Below are 20,675 nucleotides of genomic sequence, written 5' to 3'. Positions count from 1 at the left end.
ACCACAATTCCTAGCAGCAATCCAGATACGCTAATCAAGCCTGCTAATTGCAGAGTCTTCACAAGCCCAGCAAAAATCAAGGGCATCTGTTCCGTAAGATCACGAATAAAAGATGACCACCCCCCCCATTAGAGCTTTTCCTCGGAGGCAAAAAAGGCTTTAATTTCTGGATCGGTATGTTTACTCAAAACCTCAATACGATCATCCGCCCGAATCACGCCGCGATCTAAGAACATGACAGTATCCGCAATATTGCGGGCCAAGTGAAGATCATGGGTAACGCAGATCATGGTGATGCCTTCACTATGCAAGCGATTAATGAGATCAGCTACATCCCTAGACATGACTGGATCGAGTGCAGAGGTTGGCTCATCGAGAACAAGGACCGCTGGATCCATCGCCAGCGCCCGAGCTATAGCAACTCGCTGCTTCTGGCCACCCGAGAGTTGTGAGGGGTATTTATCTTGATGAGGTGTCATCTCAAAATGAGACAACTCCAGTAAGGCCTTCTCTTTAGCCTCAGCCTTACCCATCTGATGCAGCTTACGCAGCCCCAATGAGACATTATCCAGAACGGTTAAATGGCTGTACAAAGCAAACTGCTGAAAGACAAAACCAATTTGCTTACGTAACTCACACACATCAACACCGGGCCCCAATACTTCTTGCCCCCTGAAAATAATTGATCCAGAGGTGGGCTCGACCAGTCGATTGAGACAGCGCAATAAGGTGGATTTGCCAGAGCCAGAGGCGCCCATCAATACCCGAACATCACCCTCTTTCAAATCGAGATTAATGCTGGACAAGACAGTCTGCCCATCAAACTCTTTGACCAAATCCCGTACTTGAATTAATGCCACGAAATTGCCTCTTTAAATAATGTTATGTTGATATTCATGCGGGAGTCATTCCTGGAATTTGATAACGCTTCGTCAGCAGTTGAACGCCGAGTAAACAAATTCGGTAAATCACGAAATACAAAATCCCCACCGCTAGATATATCTCGATACCACGTAAGGTGGTTGATGTCAGCGTCATAGCCTGTTTTGTAATCTCTGGTATTCCGACCGTATAGGCAAATGGCGAATACTTTAAAACCGAGGTGAACTCATTGACCATGCCCGGAATTGAGAATCGCAACATCTGTGGCAACTCAATAAATCGGAGAACCTGTATACGCGTCATGCCCATGGCCTGAGCGGCAATCACTTCCGCTGGATCCACGGAGTTGAATGCACCTCGGAATACCTCGGCTAAATAGGCGGATGCTACTAGACCTAAACTGAGTGCCATTGCCATTAGTGGCGGAACCTTGAAACCAACTCCTGGTAAGCCAAAGTAAACCATGAACAGCAAAACTAAAACTGGCACACCCCTAAAGACATAGGTATAGCAATCAATTAGCGAAATTAGCCAAGGGATATCCAGGCGACGAAGACTCGCAATGGTCAAGCCAACAACCGATCCAGTGAAAGAACAAACCAGCGTTACTAAAACCGTATAAGAAATGCCCTGGGCTAACTGGACAAGAATATCCAGAAAAGTCACAGGGCAGGCTTTCGACTACTTGCTAAGGTCTTGATGAGGGGCGCTTATTTCATCCACTTATCAAGAATAGCCTTGATTTTTTCTGGTCCAAGTTCATTCAGATATTTATCAAAGTCATCACGTAGCTTGGAGCCTTTGGCAAAAGCAAAACCAAGCTTATCAAAACCCTTGAAGACGTAACTACTCTGAATCGGAAGCTTCAGTTTATTTTCATAATTCAGAAATACAGGCTCTTCAATAAAAGCCAAATCTAAATTGCCGTTCTGAAGATCGATAATCACTTCAGCGTAAGAAGGATAGAGTTTGACTTTGCTTAATGAGTAGTAACCTTTTGGCTCCAGCTCATTCTTAATAAGATCGTCATAAGCCATGCCACGTGGGTAGCCAATGGAGTATTTCTTAAGCTGATTCAAATCGGTAATCTGAATATTTTTATTCTTCATGCTCACGAGATGCCAAGCATTGTCATAGTACGGCTGTGAAAAATCCATTACTTCTTTGCGTTTATCGGTAATAGAGATTCCGGAGAAAGCAACGTCAGCCTGACCACTAGACACAGCACCCAACATGCCAGCCCAGTCGTACGGAGTTACTTTAAAAGTGCAGCCACGAGATTGGCAGTAGCCCTGAAAGATATCCATATCAACGCCTACAATCTGCCCCTTGTTATCAAACAGCATGGGAGGAGATGCAGGTGAAACTGCAACCTTAATTTCTTTGGTATCCGAGGACTTGGAGCAAGCCACAATAGTGAGCGCCAGAACAGCGGCAAACAATGCCTGAAAAAAGCGTTTCATGGGTATTTCTCCTATCCTCATAACTTAGTCATGCCCAGGGTCTGGGTGCTCACCAAGTATAGGGGAATTGGAGGAAAACTGGCTACTGCAGGGTGTTTTTAAAGGCGGGCATCATGGGCATTGCCATGACTTCAATCCCCTCTTCACGCAAAGCCTCTGCTTCATCTAGAGTGGTTTGACCGCGAATACTCCGCTCAGGAGATTCCTTGTAGTGAATTTTGCGAACCTCTTCGGCAAAAGAAGTTCCAACATCCTCAGAGCGCCCCATCAGCTCACGCATACCCTTTAAAAAGGCCGCCTGTACCTGCGCCTCCAATTGAGAATGATCGCTTCCAGTCAAGGCAACAACATCACCAGTGAGCCCACCACTCACACCGGAATTATCCGTTGCTGCAGGGCTAGCAACAGTCAACTCAGTTGAAGTTGGCACATCTTTGCTGGAGCTCGATTTAGCAATATGTGGAGCCGATGGCATCCGCGTAATCTCAGTACTGTCGCAAATAGGACACGCCAGCATCCCCTTGTCTTGCTGGGCAAGGCAATCCTCTTCAGAGGCGAACCATCCCTCAAAGCGATGATCCAGTGGGCAAGCGAGGTTATAAACTTTCATAAGACCTATATAGGGGCAAAAATGCTAAATTCAATACCCCTATTTTATAGGATTATGGGATTACCTTGGAATAGGCGCAGGACTTACTAAACCGCGGCGATAGCGGTCCAACCAGTAAGTTGCAATCGTTGTTTTCACGTCCGTAATTTCACCCTGCTCCACCCACTCCAATAGTTGCTCCAGCGGTGCGGCAAATACATCTAAAAACTCTTCATCATCTAGGTGACTTTTGCCGGAGACCAAGCCTTCAGCAAGATAGATATCAATAAACTCGGTCGAATAAGAAATTACTGGATGGATGCGGCGGATAAAACTCCACTTACTTGCGGAGTAACCTGTTTCCTCTTCCAATTCTCGCTGAGCACATACTAGATGATCCTCTTTGGGATCTAGCTTCCCCGCCGGAATCTCCAGACAAGCCTTAGCAACGGGGTATCGATACTGGCGCTCCATTAATACCCTGCCATCATCCAAGATCGCCAAAATAGCTACTGCGCCAGGATGTGTCAGGTATTCACGTACCGCTTGATTGCCATCGGGCAAACTGACTTGATCGCGCTTCATATTCAGAAAGATACCGCCATAGATATCCTCACCTGAGAGACGTTCCTCTCTCAAATGGGCATCACCAATGGGAAGGTCTTTGAATGATTTTTCAGTCATAGCGCGTCTTTCATTAATTGAATGTCAATCATACAAAACTCAGATGACAGAAAAGAGAAAGGCTCCAATAAGGAGCCTTCATCACAAGCCAATTGGGCTACTGATTTATGAGCCCAATAAAGTGCGGCGCATTGCATCAAGGCACACAGCCATTAGCCCAGCTGGGAAAATCCCCAAAGCCAAGACGAATACTGCATTCAGACTCAAAAGGCCATGAGCAAATCCTGAGCCAGTGATCTCGGAAGCTTGCTCATCCTTTGGCTCATCAAAGTACATAACCTTAATTACCCTGAGGTAGTAGAAAGCGCCAATCAATGAGGCGATTACGGCAATGATGGCTAAGGATGTGTGCCCGCCATCTACCAAGGCTTCCAGTACACCCAACTTGGCAGCAAAGCCTACTGTTGGCGGAATACCGGCTAAAGAGAACATCATTACTAAGCCAATAAAAGCAAACCATGGATGGCGCTTATTTAAACCCTTGAGATCATCAATGGTTTCGCAATCATGCCCTTTGCCTGACAACATCATCAAGAGGCCGAAGCTTCCCAAGGTGGTCAATACATAAGTAATGGCATAGAACATCGAAGCACTAAAAGCATGGTCATCAAATACGGACAACATGCCTAGCAACACAAAGCCCATCTGCGCAATTGCAGAATAAGCCAACATGCGCTTCATATTTGTTTGTGCGATAGCTGTTACGTTACCGACCACCAAGGATAAAACCGCTAACAAGACCAGCATTGGCTGCCAATCTCCCATGAGAGGCAATAAAGTATTTACCAGCAAGCGGAGTAACAAGGCAAAGGCCGCAAGCTTCGGCGCAGCTGCAATCATTAGTGTCACTGCTGTTGGAGCGCCTTGATATACGTCAGGAACCCACATATGAAATGGCACTACGCCTAATTTAAAGGCTAGACCAGAAACAATAAATACCAGACCAAAGGCCATTACCAAATGATTTACACGAGGATCAGCAACCGTTCTGAAGATTTCGATAAGATCGAGTGAGCCGGTTACGCCGTACAACATAGACATGCCGTACAGCAAGAAACCAGAAGCTAATGCACCCAGAATGAAGTATTTAATACCTGCTTCAACACTCTTCTCATTGCTATGACGCATCGCTACCAATGCGTAAGTAGGCAAAGCCATCAACTCAAGACCTAAATACAGAGTCAAAAGGTTTGCGCCCGAGATGAGTATGCACTGCCCCAACAAGGCCAGCAAGGTTAGGACAATGAAGTCTGGACGGAACAACGCACGATCAGTCAGGTATTGCTTTGAATATACCAAGCTAACCAATACCGCTCCACATGAGCAAGCCTTTAGCAGGTTTGAAAAGGGGTCCGACTGAAATAAGCCATTCATGGCCACAACAGAAACATCTCCAATACGACCTACATAGGCAAAGATCAAATAGGCCAGCAAAATGATGGAGAAAAAGTAAACGAAACCTACACCACGCGGCGTATGGAAGATATCCTGCTCGACACCAGGGGTTGCTGGCTGACGCTCGGGAACATAAACACTTGCCACCAACAAGAGGCAGGCAGCTACGAGTAAAACAAGTTCCGGCAGGACGGCGTATAGGTCAAATGCTTGCATTAGCTTTTACTCAGAGTTTGCTAACAGCAACATGCTGCAGCAGATTAATCACGGCTGGATGAATGATGTCGGTAAAAGGTTTTGGATAAACACCCATACCGATCACACAGATGGACAACACTGCCATCATGAAATACTCACGCGCATTAAGGTCTTTTAACTCCTCAACATGCTTGTTAGTAACCGCACCGAAGAACACGCGCTTCACCATCCACAAGGAATAAGCGGCACCGAGGATCAATGCAGTAGCTGCCAAGATACCAATGGCAAAGTCGTAATCAACTGCAGCCAAAATCACCATAAACTCACCAACGAATCCAGAGGTAGCAGGCAAACCGCAGTTAGCCATTGCCATCAAAACTGCAAATGCTGTGAACGCAGGCATGCGATGGACAACGCCACCGTAATCCGCAATTTGACGGGTGTGCATGCGGTCATACAACACGCCAATAGAAAGGAACATTGCGCCGGCAACAAAACCATGAGAAATCATCTGCACAATACCGCCCTCAATCCCCAGAGGGCTAAAGAGGAAGAAACCGAGGGTCACAAAACCCATGTGGGCTACTGAAGAGTAAGCTACTAACTTCTTCATATCCTTCTGCACCAAAGCCACTGCACCAACGTAAATCACAGCCACTAAAGATAAGAAGATGACAAATGGGCCTAGATACTGACTTGCATCTGGGGCGATTGGCAATGAGAAACGTAAGAAACCGTAAGCGCCCAACTTCAACATGATTGCAGCCAACACAACAGAGCCACCGGTTGGCGCCTCCACGTGAACATCTGGCAACCAGGTATGCAAAGGCCACATTGGCACCTTCACGGCAAAGGCCATGAAGAAAGCAAAGAAGAGGAGGATTTGCTCAACGATATCAAGGCGCGCATTGTGCCAAGCCAAGATATCAAAGGTATTCGTTACGCTATACAGGTACAGCATGGCAATCAAAGTGAGTAATGAGCCAAGCAAGGTGTACAGGAAGAACTTAAATGCTGCGTAGATGCGGTTATGACCACCCCACACACCAATAATGATGTACATCGGGATTAAGGTTGCTTCGAAGAAGACGTAGAACAGCAATGCATCTAGAGCAGCGAATACGCCAATCATTAATCCTGAAAGGATTAAGAAGGAGGCCATGTATTGCGAAACCTTCTTATCAATTACCTCCCACGCTGCGATCACCACAATAATATTGATGAATGCGGTCAAAACGATGAACCACACAGAGATACCGTCGATACCCAAGTGATAGTTAATGTCGTAACGCGGAATCCAGCTGAGTTTTTCAACAAACTGCATACCTGGGTTGGCAATATCAAAGTTAATCACCAGTGGCAGAGTTGCAATGAAGCCAAGAACTGAACCGACGAGGGCTAACCAGCGAACGCCGGCAGTCGGCTTCTCCGAACCGTAGAACAAAATAATGATGCCGAAGAAAATCGGGATCCAGATGGCGTAAGAAAGAATCATGATGGCTACTTAAGTAACAAAGGCCTAGCGAACAAAAGGCAGGTAAGCGTACAAAACCCAAGCCAACAATATCGCCAAGCCCGCAATCATTGCGAAGGCATAGTGATAGAGATAGCCGGATTGCAAATGGCGAATAACCCCGGAGAAGCGCCCTACTGCATGCGCACTACCATTAACCAAGAAACCGTCGATAACCTGCTGATCACCGCGATGCCATAAGACACCACCGATCCACAGCAAGCCCTTAGCGAAAACAGCTTGGTTTAAATCGTCTAGATAGTATTTGTTATCCAATAGCTTCTTGATTGGCGCAAATGCCTGTGCTACTACACCCGGCAACTTCGGAGCCCAGAGGTAACCAATCGCAGCAGTCAATACGCCCAGCACAACCAGCAGTAATACCGGCGATGTCAATGAATGGATTGCCATGGCAATCGGACCATGGAACTCTTCAGCAAGTTCCTTCATCGCTGGGTGCTTACCGATATCGACAAAGATCGAATCGCCGAAATAGGTACCAAATAACAAAGGTGTAATTGTGTAGTAACCAATGATGACTGAAGGAATTGCCAACAAGATCAATGGCAAGGTCACAACAAATGGTGACTCATGTGGTTTTTGACCTGGAGCCAAACCATGATTTGCGTGATCGTCACCCTGCTCTGCATGATCATGGTGGTGATCGTGCGCATGAGCATCATCATGACCCCAGCGTGCTTTACCGTGGAATACATAGAAGTACAGGCGGAAAGAATACAAAGCCGTTACAAAGACGCTAGCCATGACTGCGAAGTAAGCAAAGCCTGAACCAGGAATGTGGCTAGCAGCTACCGCTTCAATGATGGAGTCTTTTGAGTAGAAGCCGGAGAAAAATGGCGTACCGATCAATGCCAAGTTACCCAGCAACATCATCAGGCAAGTAATTGGCATGTACTTCCAGAGACCGCCCATCTTGCGCATATCTTGCTCGTGGTGCATACCCAAAATCACGCTACCCGCAGCAAGGAACAAGAGCGCCTTAAAGAATGCGTGCGTCATCAAATGGAAGATCGCTACTGGATAAGCAGATACACCCAAAGCGACAGTCATGTAACCCAGCTGTGACAGTGTTGAGTAAGCAACTACCCGCTTGATATCGGTCTGGACAATGCCCAAGAAACCCATAAAGAGTGCAGTGATCGAGCCAATCACCAAGATGAAGCTCAAGGCTGCATCAGACAATTCAAACAGCGGTGACATACGTGACACCATGAAGATACCGGCAGTCACCATCGTTGCAGCATGAATCAATGCTGAAATCGGGGTTGGGCCTTCCATGGAGTCAGGCAACCAAACGTGTAATGGGAACTGTGCTGATTTACCCATCGCACCGATGAATAGGCAGATACAAGCTACCGTGACTAAATTCCAGCTAGTACCAGGCAATGTTTGCGCAGCAAGCGCTGTGTTCTGAGCAAAGATCACGTCGTAGTTCATGGAGCCAGTACTAGCTAATAGCAAGCCAATACCGAGAATAAAGCCAAAGTCACCAACCCGGTTAACTAAGAAGGCCTTCATGTTGGCAAATACAGCGGATTGACGCTCAAAGTAGAAGCCAATCAATAGATAGGAAACCACACCCACCGCCTCCCATCCGAAGAAGAGTTGCAAGAGGTTATTACTCATTACCAACATCAACATTGCGAAGGTAAAGAGTGAAATGTATGAGAAGAAGCGGTTGTAACCCTCTTCGCCCTGCATGTAACCGATGGTGTAGATGTGGACCATCAAAGAAACAAAGGTCACTACACACATCATGGTGGCTGTTAGTGGATCAATTAAGAAGCCAATATCCAGATTAAGCTCGCCTAATTGCATCCAGCGGTACACGGTGCCATTGAAATAGAAGCCATCCATGACCTGAACGAGCACAAAGCAAGACAAGACGAAGGCGATCATCACACCAAGGATGGTTACGAACTGGCAAGCGCCGTTACCAATGCGATTACCACCCAATTTGGTGCCGAAGAATCCTGCAATTGCGGAGCCAAATAATGGCGCCAGCGGAATTGCGCAGAGAATAGGAAGAGTTAAGGTCAATTGCATGACTAGCCTTTTAGGTGGTCAAGGTCTTCAGCATTGATGGTATCTACCTTACGGAAGAGAACAACCAAAATTGCCAGACCGATTGCTGCCTCAGCAGCAGCCACAGTCAAAATAAAGAATACGAATACTTGACCAGCCATGTCACCCAAATAATGAGAGAAGGCTACAAAGTTCATGTTCACCGAAAGAAGCATTAATTCAATTGCCATTAAGAGCACGATGATGTTCTTACGGTTTAAGAAGATACCGATCACGCTAGTCGCAAACAAAATTGCGCCAAGCACTAAGTAGTGAGCTAGGGTAATAGTCATTTCTTCTCCCCACGTGTATCTTGTTTTGCGGCCATATCAGAGCCCATCTTCACGATACGCATACGATCCGCAGAGTTCACATTCACTTGCTCATGAATATTCTGGGACTTCGAATCTTTACGATTACGCAGTGTCAATGCCACGGCAGCGATGATAGCCACCAAGAGAATGACGCCAGCAACCTCGAAGGCATAAACATAGTCAACAAAGATCAACATTCCTAAGGCTTGGGTATTACTAGTAGCCATTTCTTCGAGCATCGGCTGTACTGGTGCACTAGTCCCAATAAAGCTGCGAATCAGGACGATGGATAACTCCAATACGATGACCGCACCCATTAAGAAAGCTACGGGTAAGAATTTCTTGAAATCACGACGTAAGTGCTCAAGATCTAGGTCCAACATCATGACCACGAACAAGAAGAGCACCATAACAGCGCCAACGTAAACGAGGATCAAGGCTAGACTTAAGAACTCCGCCTTCAGAAGCATCCAAAGGCCAGAAGCGCAGAAGAAAGCTAAAACTAGGAACAGTGCGGCATGCACTGGGTTACGAGCAGTAATCACGCGCAATGCTGAGAGCACTAAAAGGCCAGCAAAGGCATAGAAGAATGCTGCAAAAAGTGTGGAAGTATCGAATGTCATATGTCGTTGTGCTTTATTCGATTAACGGTAAGGCGCATCAGCTGCGCGGTTAGCGGCAATATCTTTTTCATACTTATCGCCTACTGCCAAAAGCATTTCTTTAGTGAAATACAAATCGCCGCGCTTATCACCGAAATACTCAAAAATATTCGTTTCAACAATGGCATCAACTGGACAAGCTTCTTCGCAGAAGCCGCAGAAAATGCACTTGGTTAAATCAATGTCGTAACGACTAGTACGGCGCGTACCATCATCGCGCTCAGCAGTTTCAATCGTGATTGCGTAAGCAGGACAAACAGCCTCGCACAATTTGCAACCGATACAACGCTCTTCCCCATTTTCATAACGGCGCAAAGCATGTAAACCGCGGAAGCGCACGGACTGCGGCGTCTTCTCTTCAGGATATTGAACGGTAATTTTTGGTTTGAAGAGATAGCGACCAGTAATCGACATACCGACCAAGATATCTCTCAACATCAAGCTATCGAGGAATTGGGAAATTTTCTTAAACATGATTGATCAACTTATTTCCAAATATTCAATGGGGATACAACCCATGCGCCAACGACAACTACCCAGAATACAGAGATAGGAATAAAGATCTTCCAACCCAAACGCATGATTTGGTCATAGCGATAACGTGGCAATGTGGCACGCAACCAGATAACGCAAGACAAGAGGAAGAAGGTTTTTGCAAACAACCAGAAAAAGCCTGGGATATCACGAAGGATTGGTAAATCAACGATAGGCAACCAGCCGCCTAGGAACATCGTTGCTGCTAATGCCGCGATCAAGATCATATTGGCGTATTCAGCCAAGAAGAACATTGCAAAGGCCATGCCAGAGTACTCGACCATATGACCCGCAACAATCTCAGACTCACCCTCAACCACGTCAAATGGATGACGGTTCGTTTCAGCAACGCCAGAGATGAAGTAAATCACGAACATTGGCAGCAGCGGCAACCAATTCCAAGATAGGAAATTCAGGCCCATGTTGGCAAAGTAGCCCTGCTCTTGTGAAGCCACGATCGTGCTCAAGTTCAAAGAGCCGGAAGTCAACAACACGGTAACCAATGCAAAACCCATAGCGATCTCATAAGAAATCATTTGAGCCGAAGCGCGCATTGCACCAAGGAACGGGTACTTGGAGTTAGATGACCAACCCGCCAAAATCACACCATAAACACCAATGGATGAGATTGCCATTACATATAACAATCCAGCATTGACATCAGCTAAGACCATTTTGGCCTGGAAAGGAATCACTGCCCAAGCAGCAAATGCCGGCATGATCACCATGACTGGAGCAATGAAATACAGCACCTTACTTGCTTGAGTCGGAGAAATGATCTCCTTCATCAAGAGCTTCAAGGCATCAGCGATTGGCTGCAGCAAACCTAAAGGGCCAACGCGGTTAGGTCCAAGACGGATATGCATCCAGCCGATTAACTTACGCTCCCAAAGCGTCATGTAAGCAACAGCACCAAACATCGGCAACACGATGATCACAATACGCACCAAAGCCCAAACAAGCGGCCATAGTGAGCCAAAGATGGCCTCACCTTGGGTGGTAACGAGGTTCAAGAAATTATCCATCTCGTCCCTTATGCCTTGCTAACTGTTACAGGACCAAACATCGATCCCAATTTAGCGCTAGCCATAGTGCCCGCAGAAATTCTGACGGCACCCTTAGCTAAGTTCGCCTCTAATGTGACAGGCAAATCTACAAACTGACCACCTTGGGTCACTCGCACAGCATCGCCCTCTTTCAGGCCCAACTCATTAAAGAGTGCCTGACCTAATCCAACTTGATTGCCACGCTTAGCATCACGCGTTAACTGCAATGCAGATGAACGGCGTACGATTTGATCGCCGGCATAAATGCCAACGTCAGATAAGCGCTCTAAACCTGCTGATGAACCTGCATTGCCATTAGCTAAATTAGTTAAGCTAGTCGCTGTAAATTGATTTGACAACATAGTGCAGTAGTTTTCACCAAGCGCCTCACCCAACACCTCTTCAGGCATGTTGTAGAGGAAGCCATCTAAATTCAATAAGCCACCCAAAACACGGAGAACTTTCCATGCTGGACGTGAATCGCCCAAAGGTTTTACAGCTGGCTGAATCGTCTGCCCACGGCCTTCTGAATTAACAAAAGTAGACACTGTTTCTGTAAATGTAGAGATCGGCAGAATCACATCGGCCACCTCAAGAAGATCAGCGCTCTTATAAGCGCTTAAGGCAATCACTGTATTAGCCTTAGCCAAAGCAGCACGAGCTTGCGCAGGGTTTGGCAGGTCAGCGTCTGGCTCGATATTCATCAAGATTACAGCACGGCGATCACCGGATAACACGGATTCAACACCGGCACCGTTGGCATTGACCAAGCTAGCACCAACAGCATTACCGCCAACAGGCAAGAAACCTAAAGTTGCACCAGTTTGCTCAGCAATGAATTGCGCCAAGACATGCAAGTCAGATGCTTGTGGATGCGCGATTGCAGCAGATCCCAGTAAAACAGAAGCGGATGTACCGGAAAGCAAGCTATCTGCAATCTTTTGCGCAGAAGCGGATACTGGTAAGTTTGGTGTGCCAGCCGGAGCAGTAGCAGACTTCGCTTTGGCCACAGCCAATGCCACTTCACTCAAAGTATTGAGCCATGCGCTTGGAGTAGCGGCAATACCAGTATTCGGAATTAACCAATCGTCACCACCCGCATCAATACGTGAAACCTGCAAGCCACGCTTAGCTGCAGTACGTAGACGCGCAGCAATCAATGGCTGCTCTTTGCGCAAGAAGCTGCCGATCACCAAAACACGATCCAACTCACTTAATTTGCTAATGGGCATACCCAACCATGGGGCAGAGGCAGCGCCCTTCACGTCAGTTTGACGCAAACGAGTCTCAACCTGCTTAGAACCCAAACCACGAATCATCTTCTGGAGGAGGTATAACTCTTCAGTACTAGAGATTGGATGCGCTAAAGCACCAACTGCTTCAGGGCCACTCTCAGAGGAAATGGTTTTAAGTGAATGCGCAACGTAATCCATTGCAGATTGCCAATCAGTCTCAAGCCACTGACCGCCCTGCTTCACCATTGGTGTAGTTATGCGATCAGCACTATTCAAGCCTTCGTAGGCAAAGCGATCACGATCGCTAATCCAGCACTCATTGACTGCATCATTATCCAAAGCAACAACGCGCATGACTTTGTTAGCTTTAGTTTGAATAGTAGTATTCGCACCAAGACTGTCGTGCGGACTTACTGAGCGCTTGCGACCCAATTCCCAAGTACGCGCTGCGTAACGGAATGGCTTACTTGTTAAAGCGCCAACTGGACAAATATCAATCATATTTCCAGATAACTCTGAATCAATGGTTTGACCTGCAAAAGTCGTGATTTCAGAATGCTCGCCACGGTTGACCATACCCAATTCCATGACGCCAGCAACTTCTTGACCAAAACGTACGCAACGGGTGCAGTGAATACAGCGCGTCATCTCTTGCATCGAGATGAGTGGTCCTACATTCTTATGAAATACAACACGCTTCTCTTCTTCGTAGCGTGAATTCGACTTACCGTAACCAACTGCTAAATCTTGTAACTGGCACTCACCACCTTGATCGCAAATTGGGCAATCCAAAGGATGGTTAATTAGCAGGAACTCCATGACAGAACGCTGAGCCTCGACTGCTTTAGCAGAATGCGTAAACACCTTCATGCCCTGCGTCACTGGAGTTGCGCAAGCTGGCATTGGTTTTGGCGCCTTCTCTACCTCCACCAAACACATACGGCAGTTAGCGGCGATAGATAATTTCTTGTGATAGCAGAAGTGAGGAATATAAGTGCCGATCTTGTTCGCCGCGTGCATCACCATCGAACCTTGCGGAACTTCTACAGCCTTACCATCTAATTCGATTTCAACCATGCTCACTTTAAGATGTCCCGTGCTCAATGTCTTATAAAGGTTTAGCAGAATCTAAGCAGCGCTTATGTTCTACGTGATACGCAAATTCATCCATGTAATGCTTCAACATGCCACGAACTGGCATTGCAGCTGCATCACCCAAGGCGCAAATAGTGCGACCTTGAATATTGGCTGCTACATCATTCAATAAATCTAAATCTTCTGGACGTCCTTCGCCATGCTCAATTCGACTCACAATGCGCCATAACCAACCAGTACCTTCACGGCATGGGGTGCACTGACCACAAGATTCTTCGTGATAGAAGTAAGACAAGCGCTCTAAGGCGCGAACCATACAGCGTGTTTCATTCATCACAATCACAGCACCAGATCCCAACATCGAACCTGCTTTCGCAATGCTGTCGTAATCCATTGTGAGAGTCATCATCTCGGCGCCAGGAATAACTGGAGAGGAAGATCCACCAGGAATTACCGCTTTCAGTGGGATGCCATCACGCATACCTCCAGCAAGCTTCAGTAGCTCAGAAAATGGAGTGCCCAATGGAATCTCGTAGTTCCCTGGATAAGTCACGTCACCAGAGATGGAGAAAATCTTTGTACCGCCATTATTTGGCTTGCCCAACTCTAAATACGCTGGGCCACCAATTGCCATGATGAATGGCACAGCAGCAAATGTTTCAGTGTTATTGATCGTGGTTGGCTTGCCATACAAACCAAAGCTAGCAGGGAATGGTGGCTTAAAGCGTGGCTGACCCTTCTTACCTTCAAGAGACTCCAGCAAAGCAGTTTCTTCACCACAGATATAAGCACCCCAACCTGGAGCAGCATGCAACTGGAAGTTGAAATCACTTCCCATGATTTTGTCGCCAAGATACCCGGCAGCACGGGCTTCTTCAAGAGCCTCTTCGAAGCGGGAATAGACTTCCCAAATTTCGCCGTGAATATAGTTGTAGCCCACGGTGATGCCCATAGTGTAGGCACCAATAATCATGCCTTCAATCAAAGCATGTGGGTTGTAGCGCATGATGTCGCGGTCTTTAAATGTACCGGGCTCACCTTCGTCACTATTACAAACTAAATACTTTTGGCCGGGGAATTGACGGGGCATAAAGCTCCACTTCAATCCCGTTGGGAAGCCTGCACCTCCACGACCACGCAATGATGAAGCCTTTAATTCAGCAATGATCGCATCCGGTGCGATTTTGTCATTAATGATGCGACGCAGCTGTTGATATCCGCCACGGCTTTCGTAATCCTTTAAACGCCAGTTCTCGCCATTCAATCCAGCTAGGATCAAAGGCTTTATGTGTCTGTCGTGCAAGCTGGTCATGCTGCTTTCCCTTCTGCACGGAGCTCATTTAAGAGAGCGTCAATCTTTTCATTACTCATGAAGCTGCACATGCGCTTGTTGTTCACCAACATCACTGGAGAATCACCGCAAGCACCCATGCACTCACCCTCTTTAAGAGTGAACGTGCCGCAAGGCGTTGTCTCGTTATAGCCAATGCCAAGAGTTTGTTTTAAATATGTTGCAGCAGTTTCACCATGCGTTAACTGGCAAGGCAAGTTTGTACAAATCACCAACTTGTACTTACCAATTTTTTTAGTGTCATACATGTTGTAGAAAGTAGCCACTTCATCAACTGCAATCGTTGGCATTTCTAAAATTTGTGCGACTGTTTCAATCACCTCTGGTGAAACCCAACCTATTTCGGTTTGAGCGGCAATCAGAGCAGCCATCACAGCGGATTGTTTTTGCTCTGGAGGGTATTTCGCGACATTGCGCGCAATGTCTGCGAGTGTCTTATCTGAGAGTTGAAGAGTTGTTGTCATGAATTCATCCTTGGCGCGCTGTATTAGCGGTCAATCTCCCCGAACACAATATCTTGGGTACCAATAATAGTTACGGCATCAGCCAACATGTGACCACGTGACATCTCATCCATTGCGGATAGATGCACAAATCCTGGTGCACGAATCTTCATGCGATATGGCTTGTTCGCACCATCAGAAATCAAGTAAATACCAAACTCACCTTTTGGATGCTCAACTGCAGAGTAGGCCTCGCCATTAGGAACGTGCATACCTTCAGTGAAGAGTTTGAAATGGTGAATCAACTCTTCCATATTGGTCTTCATATCTACACGCTTCGGTGGAGATACTTTGTGGTTGTCACTCATGACAGGGCCGTGGTTTGCTTTGAGCCAAGCCACGCACTGTTTAATGATGCGATTGGATTGACGCATTTCTTCCATGCGAACTAAATAACGATCATAAGAGTCGCCATTTACGCCAACTGGAATATCAAAGTCGAGTTTGTCGTAAGTTTCGTAAGGTTGCTTCTTACGCAAGTCCCACTCAATACCAGAACCACGCAGCATTGGACCAGTGAAGCCGAGCTGCAAAGCGCGCTCAGGAGTCACAACACCAATACCCACTAAGCGTTGCTTCCAAATACGGTTATCCGTCAAGAGATTGCAATACTCATCTACGTTAGCGTCAAATCCATTAGCGAATTGCTCAATGAAGTCTAGCAATGTACCGCTACGGTTTTCATTTAAACGCTTGATTGCAGAAGCACTACGAATCTTCGACTTGGAGTACTGAGCCATCTCTGTTGGCAGGTCACGATAGACGCCACCCGGACGGTAGTAAGCGGCATGCATACGAGCGCCAGAAACGGCTTCGTACATATCAAAAATATCTTCACGATCACGGAATGCATAGAGGAACACTGCCATAGCACCCACGTCTAGACCGTGACAACCAATCCACAAGAGGTGATTGAGTAAACGAGTTAACTCGTCAAACATCACTCGAATATATTGAGCGCGTTCTGGCACGTCTACTTGAAGCAATTTCTCAATCGCCATCACGTAAGCATGCTCGTTTGCCATCATCGATACATAGTCCAAACGATCCATATAAGGAACGTTCTGAATCCAAGTACGTGTCTCTGCTAATTTTTCTGTAGCGCGATGCAATAAACCAATATGCGGATCAGCGCGTTGAATCACCTCTCCATCAAGCTCTAACACGAGACGCAATACGCCGTGCGCCGCAGGATGCTGAGGACCAAAATTGAGGGTGTAGTTCTTAATTTGTGCCATGACTTAAACCGGACCTCCGTACTGCTCTTCGCGCACGATACGTGGCGTAATTTCACGCGCTTCAATCGTGACAGGCTGATACACCACACGCTTTAACTCTGGGTCATAACGCATTTCTACGTTGCCAGAAATTGGGAAATCTTTTCTAAATGGATGGCCGATGAAACCGTAATCAGTCAAGATGCGACGCAAGTCTTCGTGACCATCAAATAGAATGCCGTACAAGTCAAATGCTTCGCGCTCAAACCAGTTAGCAGCAGCCCAAACTGGAGTTAGCGAAGCCACTACTGGGTAAGCATCTTCTGGCGCAAATACGCGTACACGTAAACGCCAGTTGTGCGCCAAAGACAATAGATGGGTCACAGCAGCAAAACGCTGACCACCCCACTGCCCTTCGCGGAAATCCTGATAATCCACGCCACACAAATCAATCAGCTGCTCGAAAGCCAATGAAGGCTCGTCACGCAACAACATAGCGGATTCAAAATAGGTGTCTGCATTAAGAACTACAGTCACTTCACCTAAAGCTGTTTCAATAGACTGAGCGCGCTTACCTAAAACTTTATCTAGATTGGCGGCGAGTTGAACTAAACGATCTGACATGGCTTAAGCCTTCCGCGCAATCGTGCTGGTGCGAGAGATCTTGGATTGCAACTGAATGATTCCATAGATCAACGCTTCTGCAGTTGGAGGACAACCAGGAACATAAATATCGACTGGCACGATGCGGTCGCAACCGCGAACTACTGAATACGAGTTATGGTAATAACCGCCACCATTGGCACAAGAGCCCATCGAGATAACCCAACGTGGCTCAGGCATTTGGTCATACACCTTACGAAGCGCTGGAGCCATCTTGTTACACAAGGTGCCAGCAACAATCATGAGGTCTGATTGACGTGGAGATGGGCGGAAAACCACACCAAATCGATCTAAGTCATAACGGGATGCGCCTGCGTGCATCATTTCTACAGCGCAGCAAGCAAGACCAAATGTCATTGGCCATAGAGAGCCATTACGTGTCCAGTTGATTAACTGGTCTGCAGTAGTGGTAACAAATCCTTCTTTGAGAACGCCTTCTAATGCCATATCTATCACTCCCAGTCGAGAGCGCCCTTTTTCCAGATATATACAAAGCCAACGATGAATTCCAATAAGAAAATCACCATAGAGGCGTAGCCGAACCAGCCAATGTCACGTAAAGCCACACCCCATGGGAACAGGAATGCAGTTTCTAAGTCAAATAAGATAAAGAGGATAGCAATGAGGTAGTAGCGCACGTCGAACTTCATACGCGCATCTTCAAAAGCTTCAAAACCGCACTCGTATGGAGAAAGTTTTTCAGCGTCAGGCTTCGAGGGAGCCAAGATTTTTCCGAGGAACATGGGGACTAAACCAACCCCAATACCTACGAGGATAAAAAGCAGAACAGGAAAGTAATTAGCAAGATTCAAAATGGCCCTGAGTCGTTCGTCTGGTAAGTCCTAAGAAGCTACAAATTATCAATTATTCCGGTAGATAAATCCTTGATTTACAGCATAAACCCCTACAGTTTTTACAATTTGGTGCCGACGGCGAGACTCGAACTCGCACAGCCTAAGCCACTACCCCCTCAAGATAGCGTGTCTACCAATTTCACCACGTCGGCATCTTGTAAAACCTGTCAATTCTACTGCATTGCACCACTTAGCTACCCCAAAAATAGGGGTAGAAGTCGTTTAAAACCTACTTTTTTACTTTGGAACCGCTGGCTTCGTTGGATCTTGAACCGGAACGGCTGGTGCGGCAGCAGGAGCTGCAGCGGGAGCAACGGTGCCAGACAAAATACCAGGGCTAACTTCCTTCTTATTGCCAATCCAGGTAATCCCCAAAGTGCAGACAAAAAAGGCTGCTGCAAAAATAGCAGTTGTGTGGGACAAGAAGTTGGCTGAGCCGCTGGCGCCAAAAAGGCTGCCAGAGGATCCAGACCCGAAAGCAGCACCCATATCGGCACCCTTACCCTGCTGAAGCAACACAAGCAAGATCACAGCCAAAGCTGAAATAACCTGCAAAACGATCAATAAAGTCTTAAACCATTCCATGGCTTATCTCCAAATAAAAAATCTAGGCCTGACAAATAGCGAGAAAATCCTGTGGGTTCAATGAAGCACCCCCAATCAATCCGCCATCAATATCTGGCATTGCAAACAATTCAACGGCATTGTCCGGCTTTAAACTGCCGCCATACAAAATTCCCACATGGGAAGCTACATCTTCATCAAATTCCTCTAGCTGCAAGCGAATTGCTCGGTGCATGTCTTGAGCCATCTGAGCACTTGCTACCTTACCCGTGCCAATCGCCCAAATAGGCTCATAAGCAATGAGACAGTCTGCTAAACGATCTTGCAAGACAGCAACCTGTCTTGCAATTTGACCTCTAACCACTTCAACTTCGCGACCTGAATTGCGCTCATCGGCAGACTCACCAACGCAAATCACCGGAATCATTCCGCCATCGAGCACCTGAAGAGCCTTCTCAGCAACCCGCTCATCAGTCTCCCGATGGTATTGGCGACGCTCAGAGTGCCCAACAATCACGTAAGCGCAATGCAACTCTTTAAGCATGGATGCAGCAACTTCACCGGTATAAGCACCAGCAACATAAGCAGATGCATCCTGAGCACCCAAGCTTAAAAAAGCGAGTGAGCATTCTTGAATCAATTCACCACACTGCGACAAATAAGGCGCTGGAACGCACACTGCATACTTCCGACCTGCAGGCATGCCCTGCTCCATGCCACGACAAACGGTTTTGACCCAGTCTGCATTGCTTGCAAGACTGCCATTCATTTTCCAGTTGCCGATAACAGTGAGTGGACGCATTAAATCTAACTCAATACTTAAACAGTTAACACAATCTTGCCAACGTGCTCAGAGGATTCCATCAAACGATGGGCATCAGCAGCCTGGTCCAAGGTAAATGTTTTATAAATCACCGGCTTTAACTTGCCCGCATCTAACAAAGGCCAAATACGCGCATGCAACTGCTGGGTAATTTGCTTCTTGAATGACACTGGACGTGGGCGCAACGTAGAACCAGTGATGGTTAAACGGCGACGCAAAATTTGACCAGTATTCACCTCTGCCTTTGAGCCGCCCATGATTGCAATAATCACAATGCGGCCATCATCAGCCAAACAATCAATTTCTTTTTGTACGTAAGCACCAGTGACCATGTCGAGTACTACATTGACACCTTTGCCATCTGTAGCTTTTTTCACTTCTTCAACAAAGTCTTGTGTCTTGTAATTGATAGCCAAGTCAGCACCGAGCGCAACACACGCTGCGCACTTCTCATCAGTACCAGCAGTAACAAATACTTTATGACCTAAAGCTTTAGCAATCAAAATGGCAGTAACACCAATACCGCTCGAACCACCTTGCACCAACAAAGTTTCACCCTCAGATAACTCACCACGCATGAAGACGTTGCTCCACACAGTGTAAAAAGTTTCAGGCAATGAAGCCGCTTCTTGATCAGTAAATCCTTTTGGGTAAGGTAAGCATTGCGCAATAGGAGCAGTACAGAATTCTGCGTAACCACCACCCTGCACAAGCGCGCACACCTTATCGCCAACTTTGAGACCAAACTGATTATCGGCGTGAGCTAAATCACCACCGACAATCTCGCCAGCTACTTCAAGACCGGGAATATCCGATGCGCCTGCTGGAACTGGGTAATGGCCTTTACGTTGCAAAACATCTGGGCGATTAATGCCGGCAGCAATTACCTTAATCAAAATCTCACCCGTACCAGCAGCCGGAGCCACTGGATCAGGACGAGTGGCAGACACCAGCATTTCTGGTGCGCCAAATTCTTTGATTTCCATTACGCGCATATGAACTCCC

Annotated in this window: 22 protein-coding genes and 1 tRNA gene; all 23 read right to left on the bottom strand. The window is 46.9% G+C overall.

Annotation, left to right across the window (positions count from 1 at the left end; all coding sequences use genetic code 11):
• Positions 1-128: 128 nt before the first annotated feature.
• The 23 genes from ACIQZ3_RS06060 to ACIQZ3_RS05950 all read right to left on the bottom strand — a co-directional run bounded on the left by ACIQZ3_RS06060 (position 129) and on the right by ACIQZ3_RS05950 (position 20,665).
• Positions 129-860, bottom strand: a complete 732-nt coding sequence (locus ACIQZ3_RS06060) for an amino acid ABC transporter ATP-binding protein (RefSeq protein ID WP_397391295.1) — start codon at positions 858-860, stop codon at positions 129-131.
• A gap of 34 nt (positions 861-894) precedes the next feature.
• Positions 895-1,548: an amino acid ABC transporter permease gene (locus ACIQZ3_RS06055; RefSeq protein WP_397391293.1), complete on the bottom strand. Its 654-nt coding sequence runs from the start codon at positions 1,546-1,548 to the stop codon at positions 895-897.
• A 44-nt stretch (positions 1,549-1,592) separates the two neighbouring features.
• A complete protein-coding gene (locus ACIQZ3_RS06050; RefSeq protein ID WP_397391291.1) occupies positions 1,593-2,345 on the bottom strand; it encodes a transporter substrate-binding domain-containing protein in 753 nt (250 codons plus the stop codon).
• 82 nt (positions 2,346-2,427) lie between these two features.
• On the bottom strand, positions 2,428-2,955 hold the full coding sequence (locus ACIQZ3_RS06045) for a DUF1178 family protein (protein ID WP_397391289.1): 528 nt from the start codon (positions 2,953-2,955) through the stop codon (positions 2,428-2,430).
• A gap of 60 nt (positions 2,956-3,015) precedes the next feature.
• Positions 3,016-3,618 carry an NUDIX domain-containing protein gene (locus tag ACIQZ3_RS06040; protein ID WP_397391287.1) on the bottom strand — a complete coding sequence of 201 codons (603 nt, stop codon included), beginning with the start codon at positions 3,616-3,618 and terminating at the stop codon, positions 3,016-3,018.
• A gap of 105 nt (positions 3,619-3,723) precedes the next feature.
• Positions 3,724-5,229 (bottom strand): NADH-quinone oxidoreductase subunit NuoN, encoded by a 1,506-nt coding sequence (gene nuoN / locus ACIQZ3_RS06035; protein WP_397391285.1) that lies wholly within the window; start codon positions 5,227-5,229, stop codon positions 3,724-3,726.
• A gap of 10 nt (positions 5,230-5,239) precedes the next feature.
• Complete coding sequence (locus ACIQZ3_RS06030) at positions 5,240-6,706, bottom strand: NADH-quinone oxidoreductase subunit M (protein WP_397391283.1); 1,467 nt, start codon at positions 6,704-6,706, stop codon at positions 5,240-5,242.
• A 24-nt stretch (positions 6,707-6,730) separates the two neighbouring features.
• Positions 6,731-8,791: an NADH-quinone oxidoreductase subunit L gene (nuoL, locus tag ACIQZ3_RS06025; protein WP_397391281.1), complete on the bottom strand. Its 2,061-nt coding sequence runs from the start codon at positions 8,789-8,791 to the stop codon at positions 6,731-6,733.
• Between the two features lie 2 nt (positions 8,792-8,793).
• Positions 8,794-9,102, bottom strand: coding sequence for an NADH-quinone oxidoreductase subunit NuoK (gene nuoK / locus ACIQZ3_RS06020; protein WP_015420930.1), 309 nt, complete (start codon positions 9,100-9,102; stop codon positions 8,794-8,796).
• Positions 9,099-9,746: an NADH-quinone oxidoreductase subunit J gene (locus ACIQZ3_RS06015; protein ID WP_216229362.1), complete on the bottom strand. Its 648-nt coding sequence runs from the start codon at positions 9,744-9,746 to the stop codon at positions 9,099-9,101. The genes nuoK and ACIQZ3_RS06015 overlap by 4 nt, the downstream gene beginning before the upstream one ends.
• Positions 9,747-9,767: 21 nt before the next feature.
• Positions 9,768-10,259 carry an NADH-quinone oxidoreductase subunit NuoI gene (gene nuoI / locus ACIQZ3_RS06010; RefSeq protein ID WP_216224821.1) on the bottom strand — a complete coding sequence of 164 codons (492 nt, stop codon included), beginning with the start codon at positions 10,257-10,259 and terminating at the stop codon, positions 9,768-9,770.
• An 11-nt stretch (positions 10,260-10,270) separates the two neighbouring features.
• Positions 10,271-11,344 (bottom strand): NADH-quinone oxidoreductase subunit NuoH, encoded by a 1,074-nt coding sequence (gene nuoH / locus ACIQZ3_RS06005; protein WP_397391279.1) that lies wholly within the window; start codon positions 11,342-11,344, stop codon positions 10,271-10,273.
• An 8-nt stretch (positions 11,345-11,352) separates the two neighbouring features.
• Positions 11,353-13,677: an NADH-quinone oxidoreductase subunit NuoG gene (nuoG, locus tag ACIQZ3_RS06000; protein ID WP_397391277.1), complete on the bottom strand. Its 2,325-nt coding sequence runs from the start codon at positions 13,675-13,677 to the stop codon at positions 11,353-11,355.
• Positions 13,678-13,708: 31 nt separating this feature from the next.
• Complete coding sequence (gene nuoF / locus ACIQZ3_RS05995; protein ID WP_397391275.1) at positions 13,709-15,007, bottom strand: NADH-quinone oxidoreductase subunit NuoF; 1,299 nt, start codon at positions 15,005-15,007, stop codon at positions 13,709-13,711.
• Positions 15,004-15,510 (bottom strand): NADH-quinone oxidoreductase subunit NuoE, encoded by a 507-nt coding sequence (gene nuoE, locus ACIQZ3_RS05990; RefSeq protein WP_397391273.1) that lies wholly within the window; start codon positions 15,508-15,510, stop codon positions 15,004-15,006. The genes nuoF and nuoE overlap by 4 nt, the downstream gene beginning before the upstream one ends.
• 23 nt (positions 15,511-15,533) lie before the next feature.
• On the bottom strand, positions 15,534-16,787 hold the full coding sequence (locus ACIQZ3_RS05985) for an NADH-quinone oxidoreductase subunit D (RefSeq protein WP_397391271.1): 1,254 nt from the start codon (positions 16,785-16,787) through the stop codon (positions 15,534-15,536).
• A 3-nt stretch (positions 16,788-16,790) separates the two neighbouring features.
• Positions 16,791-17,390: an NADH-quinone oxidoreductase subunit C gene (locus tag ACIQZ3_RS05980; protein WP_397391269.1), complete on the bottom strand. Its 600-nt coding sequence runs from the start codon at positions 17,388-17,390 to the stop codon at positions 16,791-16,793.
• A gap of 3 nt (positions 17,391-17,393) precedes the next feature.
• The gene (locus ACIQZ3_RS05975; RefSeq protein ID WP_397391267.1) at positions 17,394-17,876 is read right to left on the bottom strand and encodes a NuoB/complex I 20 kDa subunit family protein; all 483 of its coding nucleotides are present in this window, start codon (positions 17,874-17,876) and stop codon (positions 17,394-17,396) included.
• A gap of 5 nt (positions 17,877-17,881) precedes the next feature.
• Positions 17,882-18,241, bottom strand: coding sequence for an NADH-quinone oxidoreductase subunit A (locus tag ACIQZ3_RS05970; protein WP_011902892.1), 360 nt, complete (start codon positions 18,239-18,241; stop codon positions 17,882-17,884).
• A gap of 109 nt (positions 18,242-18,350) precedes the next feature.
• Positions 18,351-18,435 (bottom strand) — tRNA-Leu (locus ACIQZ3_RS05965).
• Positions 18,436-18,520: 85 nt separating this feature from the next.
• Positions 18,521-18,868, bottom strand: coding sequence for a preprotein translocase subunit SecG (gene secG, locus ACIQZ3_RS05960; protein ID WP_397391265.1), 348 nt, complete (start codon positions 18,866-18,868; stop codon positions 18,521-18,523).
• Positions 18,869-18,890: 22 nt separating this feature from the next.
• The gene (gene tpiA, locus ACIQZ3_RS05955) at positions 18,891-19,649 is read right to left on the bottom strand and encodes a triose-phosphate isomerase (protein WP_397391263.1); all 759 of its coding nucleotides are present in this window, start codon (positions 19,647-19,649) and stop codon (positions 18,891-18,893) included.
• 17 nt (positions 19,650-19,666) lie between these two features.
• Positions 19,667-20,665 carry an NAD(P)H-quinone oxidoreductase gene (locus tag ACIQZ3_RS05950; RefSeq protein WP_397391261.1) on the bottom strand — a complete coding sequence of 333 codons (999 nt, stop codon included), beginning with the start codon at positions 20,663-20,665 and terminating at the stop codon, positions 19,667-19,669.
• Positions 20,666-20,675: the final 10 nt, after the last annotated feature.

It is taken from the genome of Polynucleobacter sp. (assembly GCF_044342855.1).
In the GTDB taxonomy this organism is placed as follows: Bacteria; Pseudomonadota; Gammaproteobacteria; order Burkholderiales; family Burkholderiaceae; genus Polynucleobacter.
The sequence above is the reverse complement of the archived record's forward strand: the minus strand, read 5'-3'. Positions and strand labels throughout refer to the sequence as shown.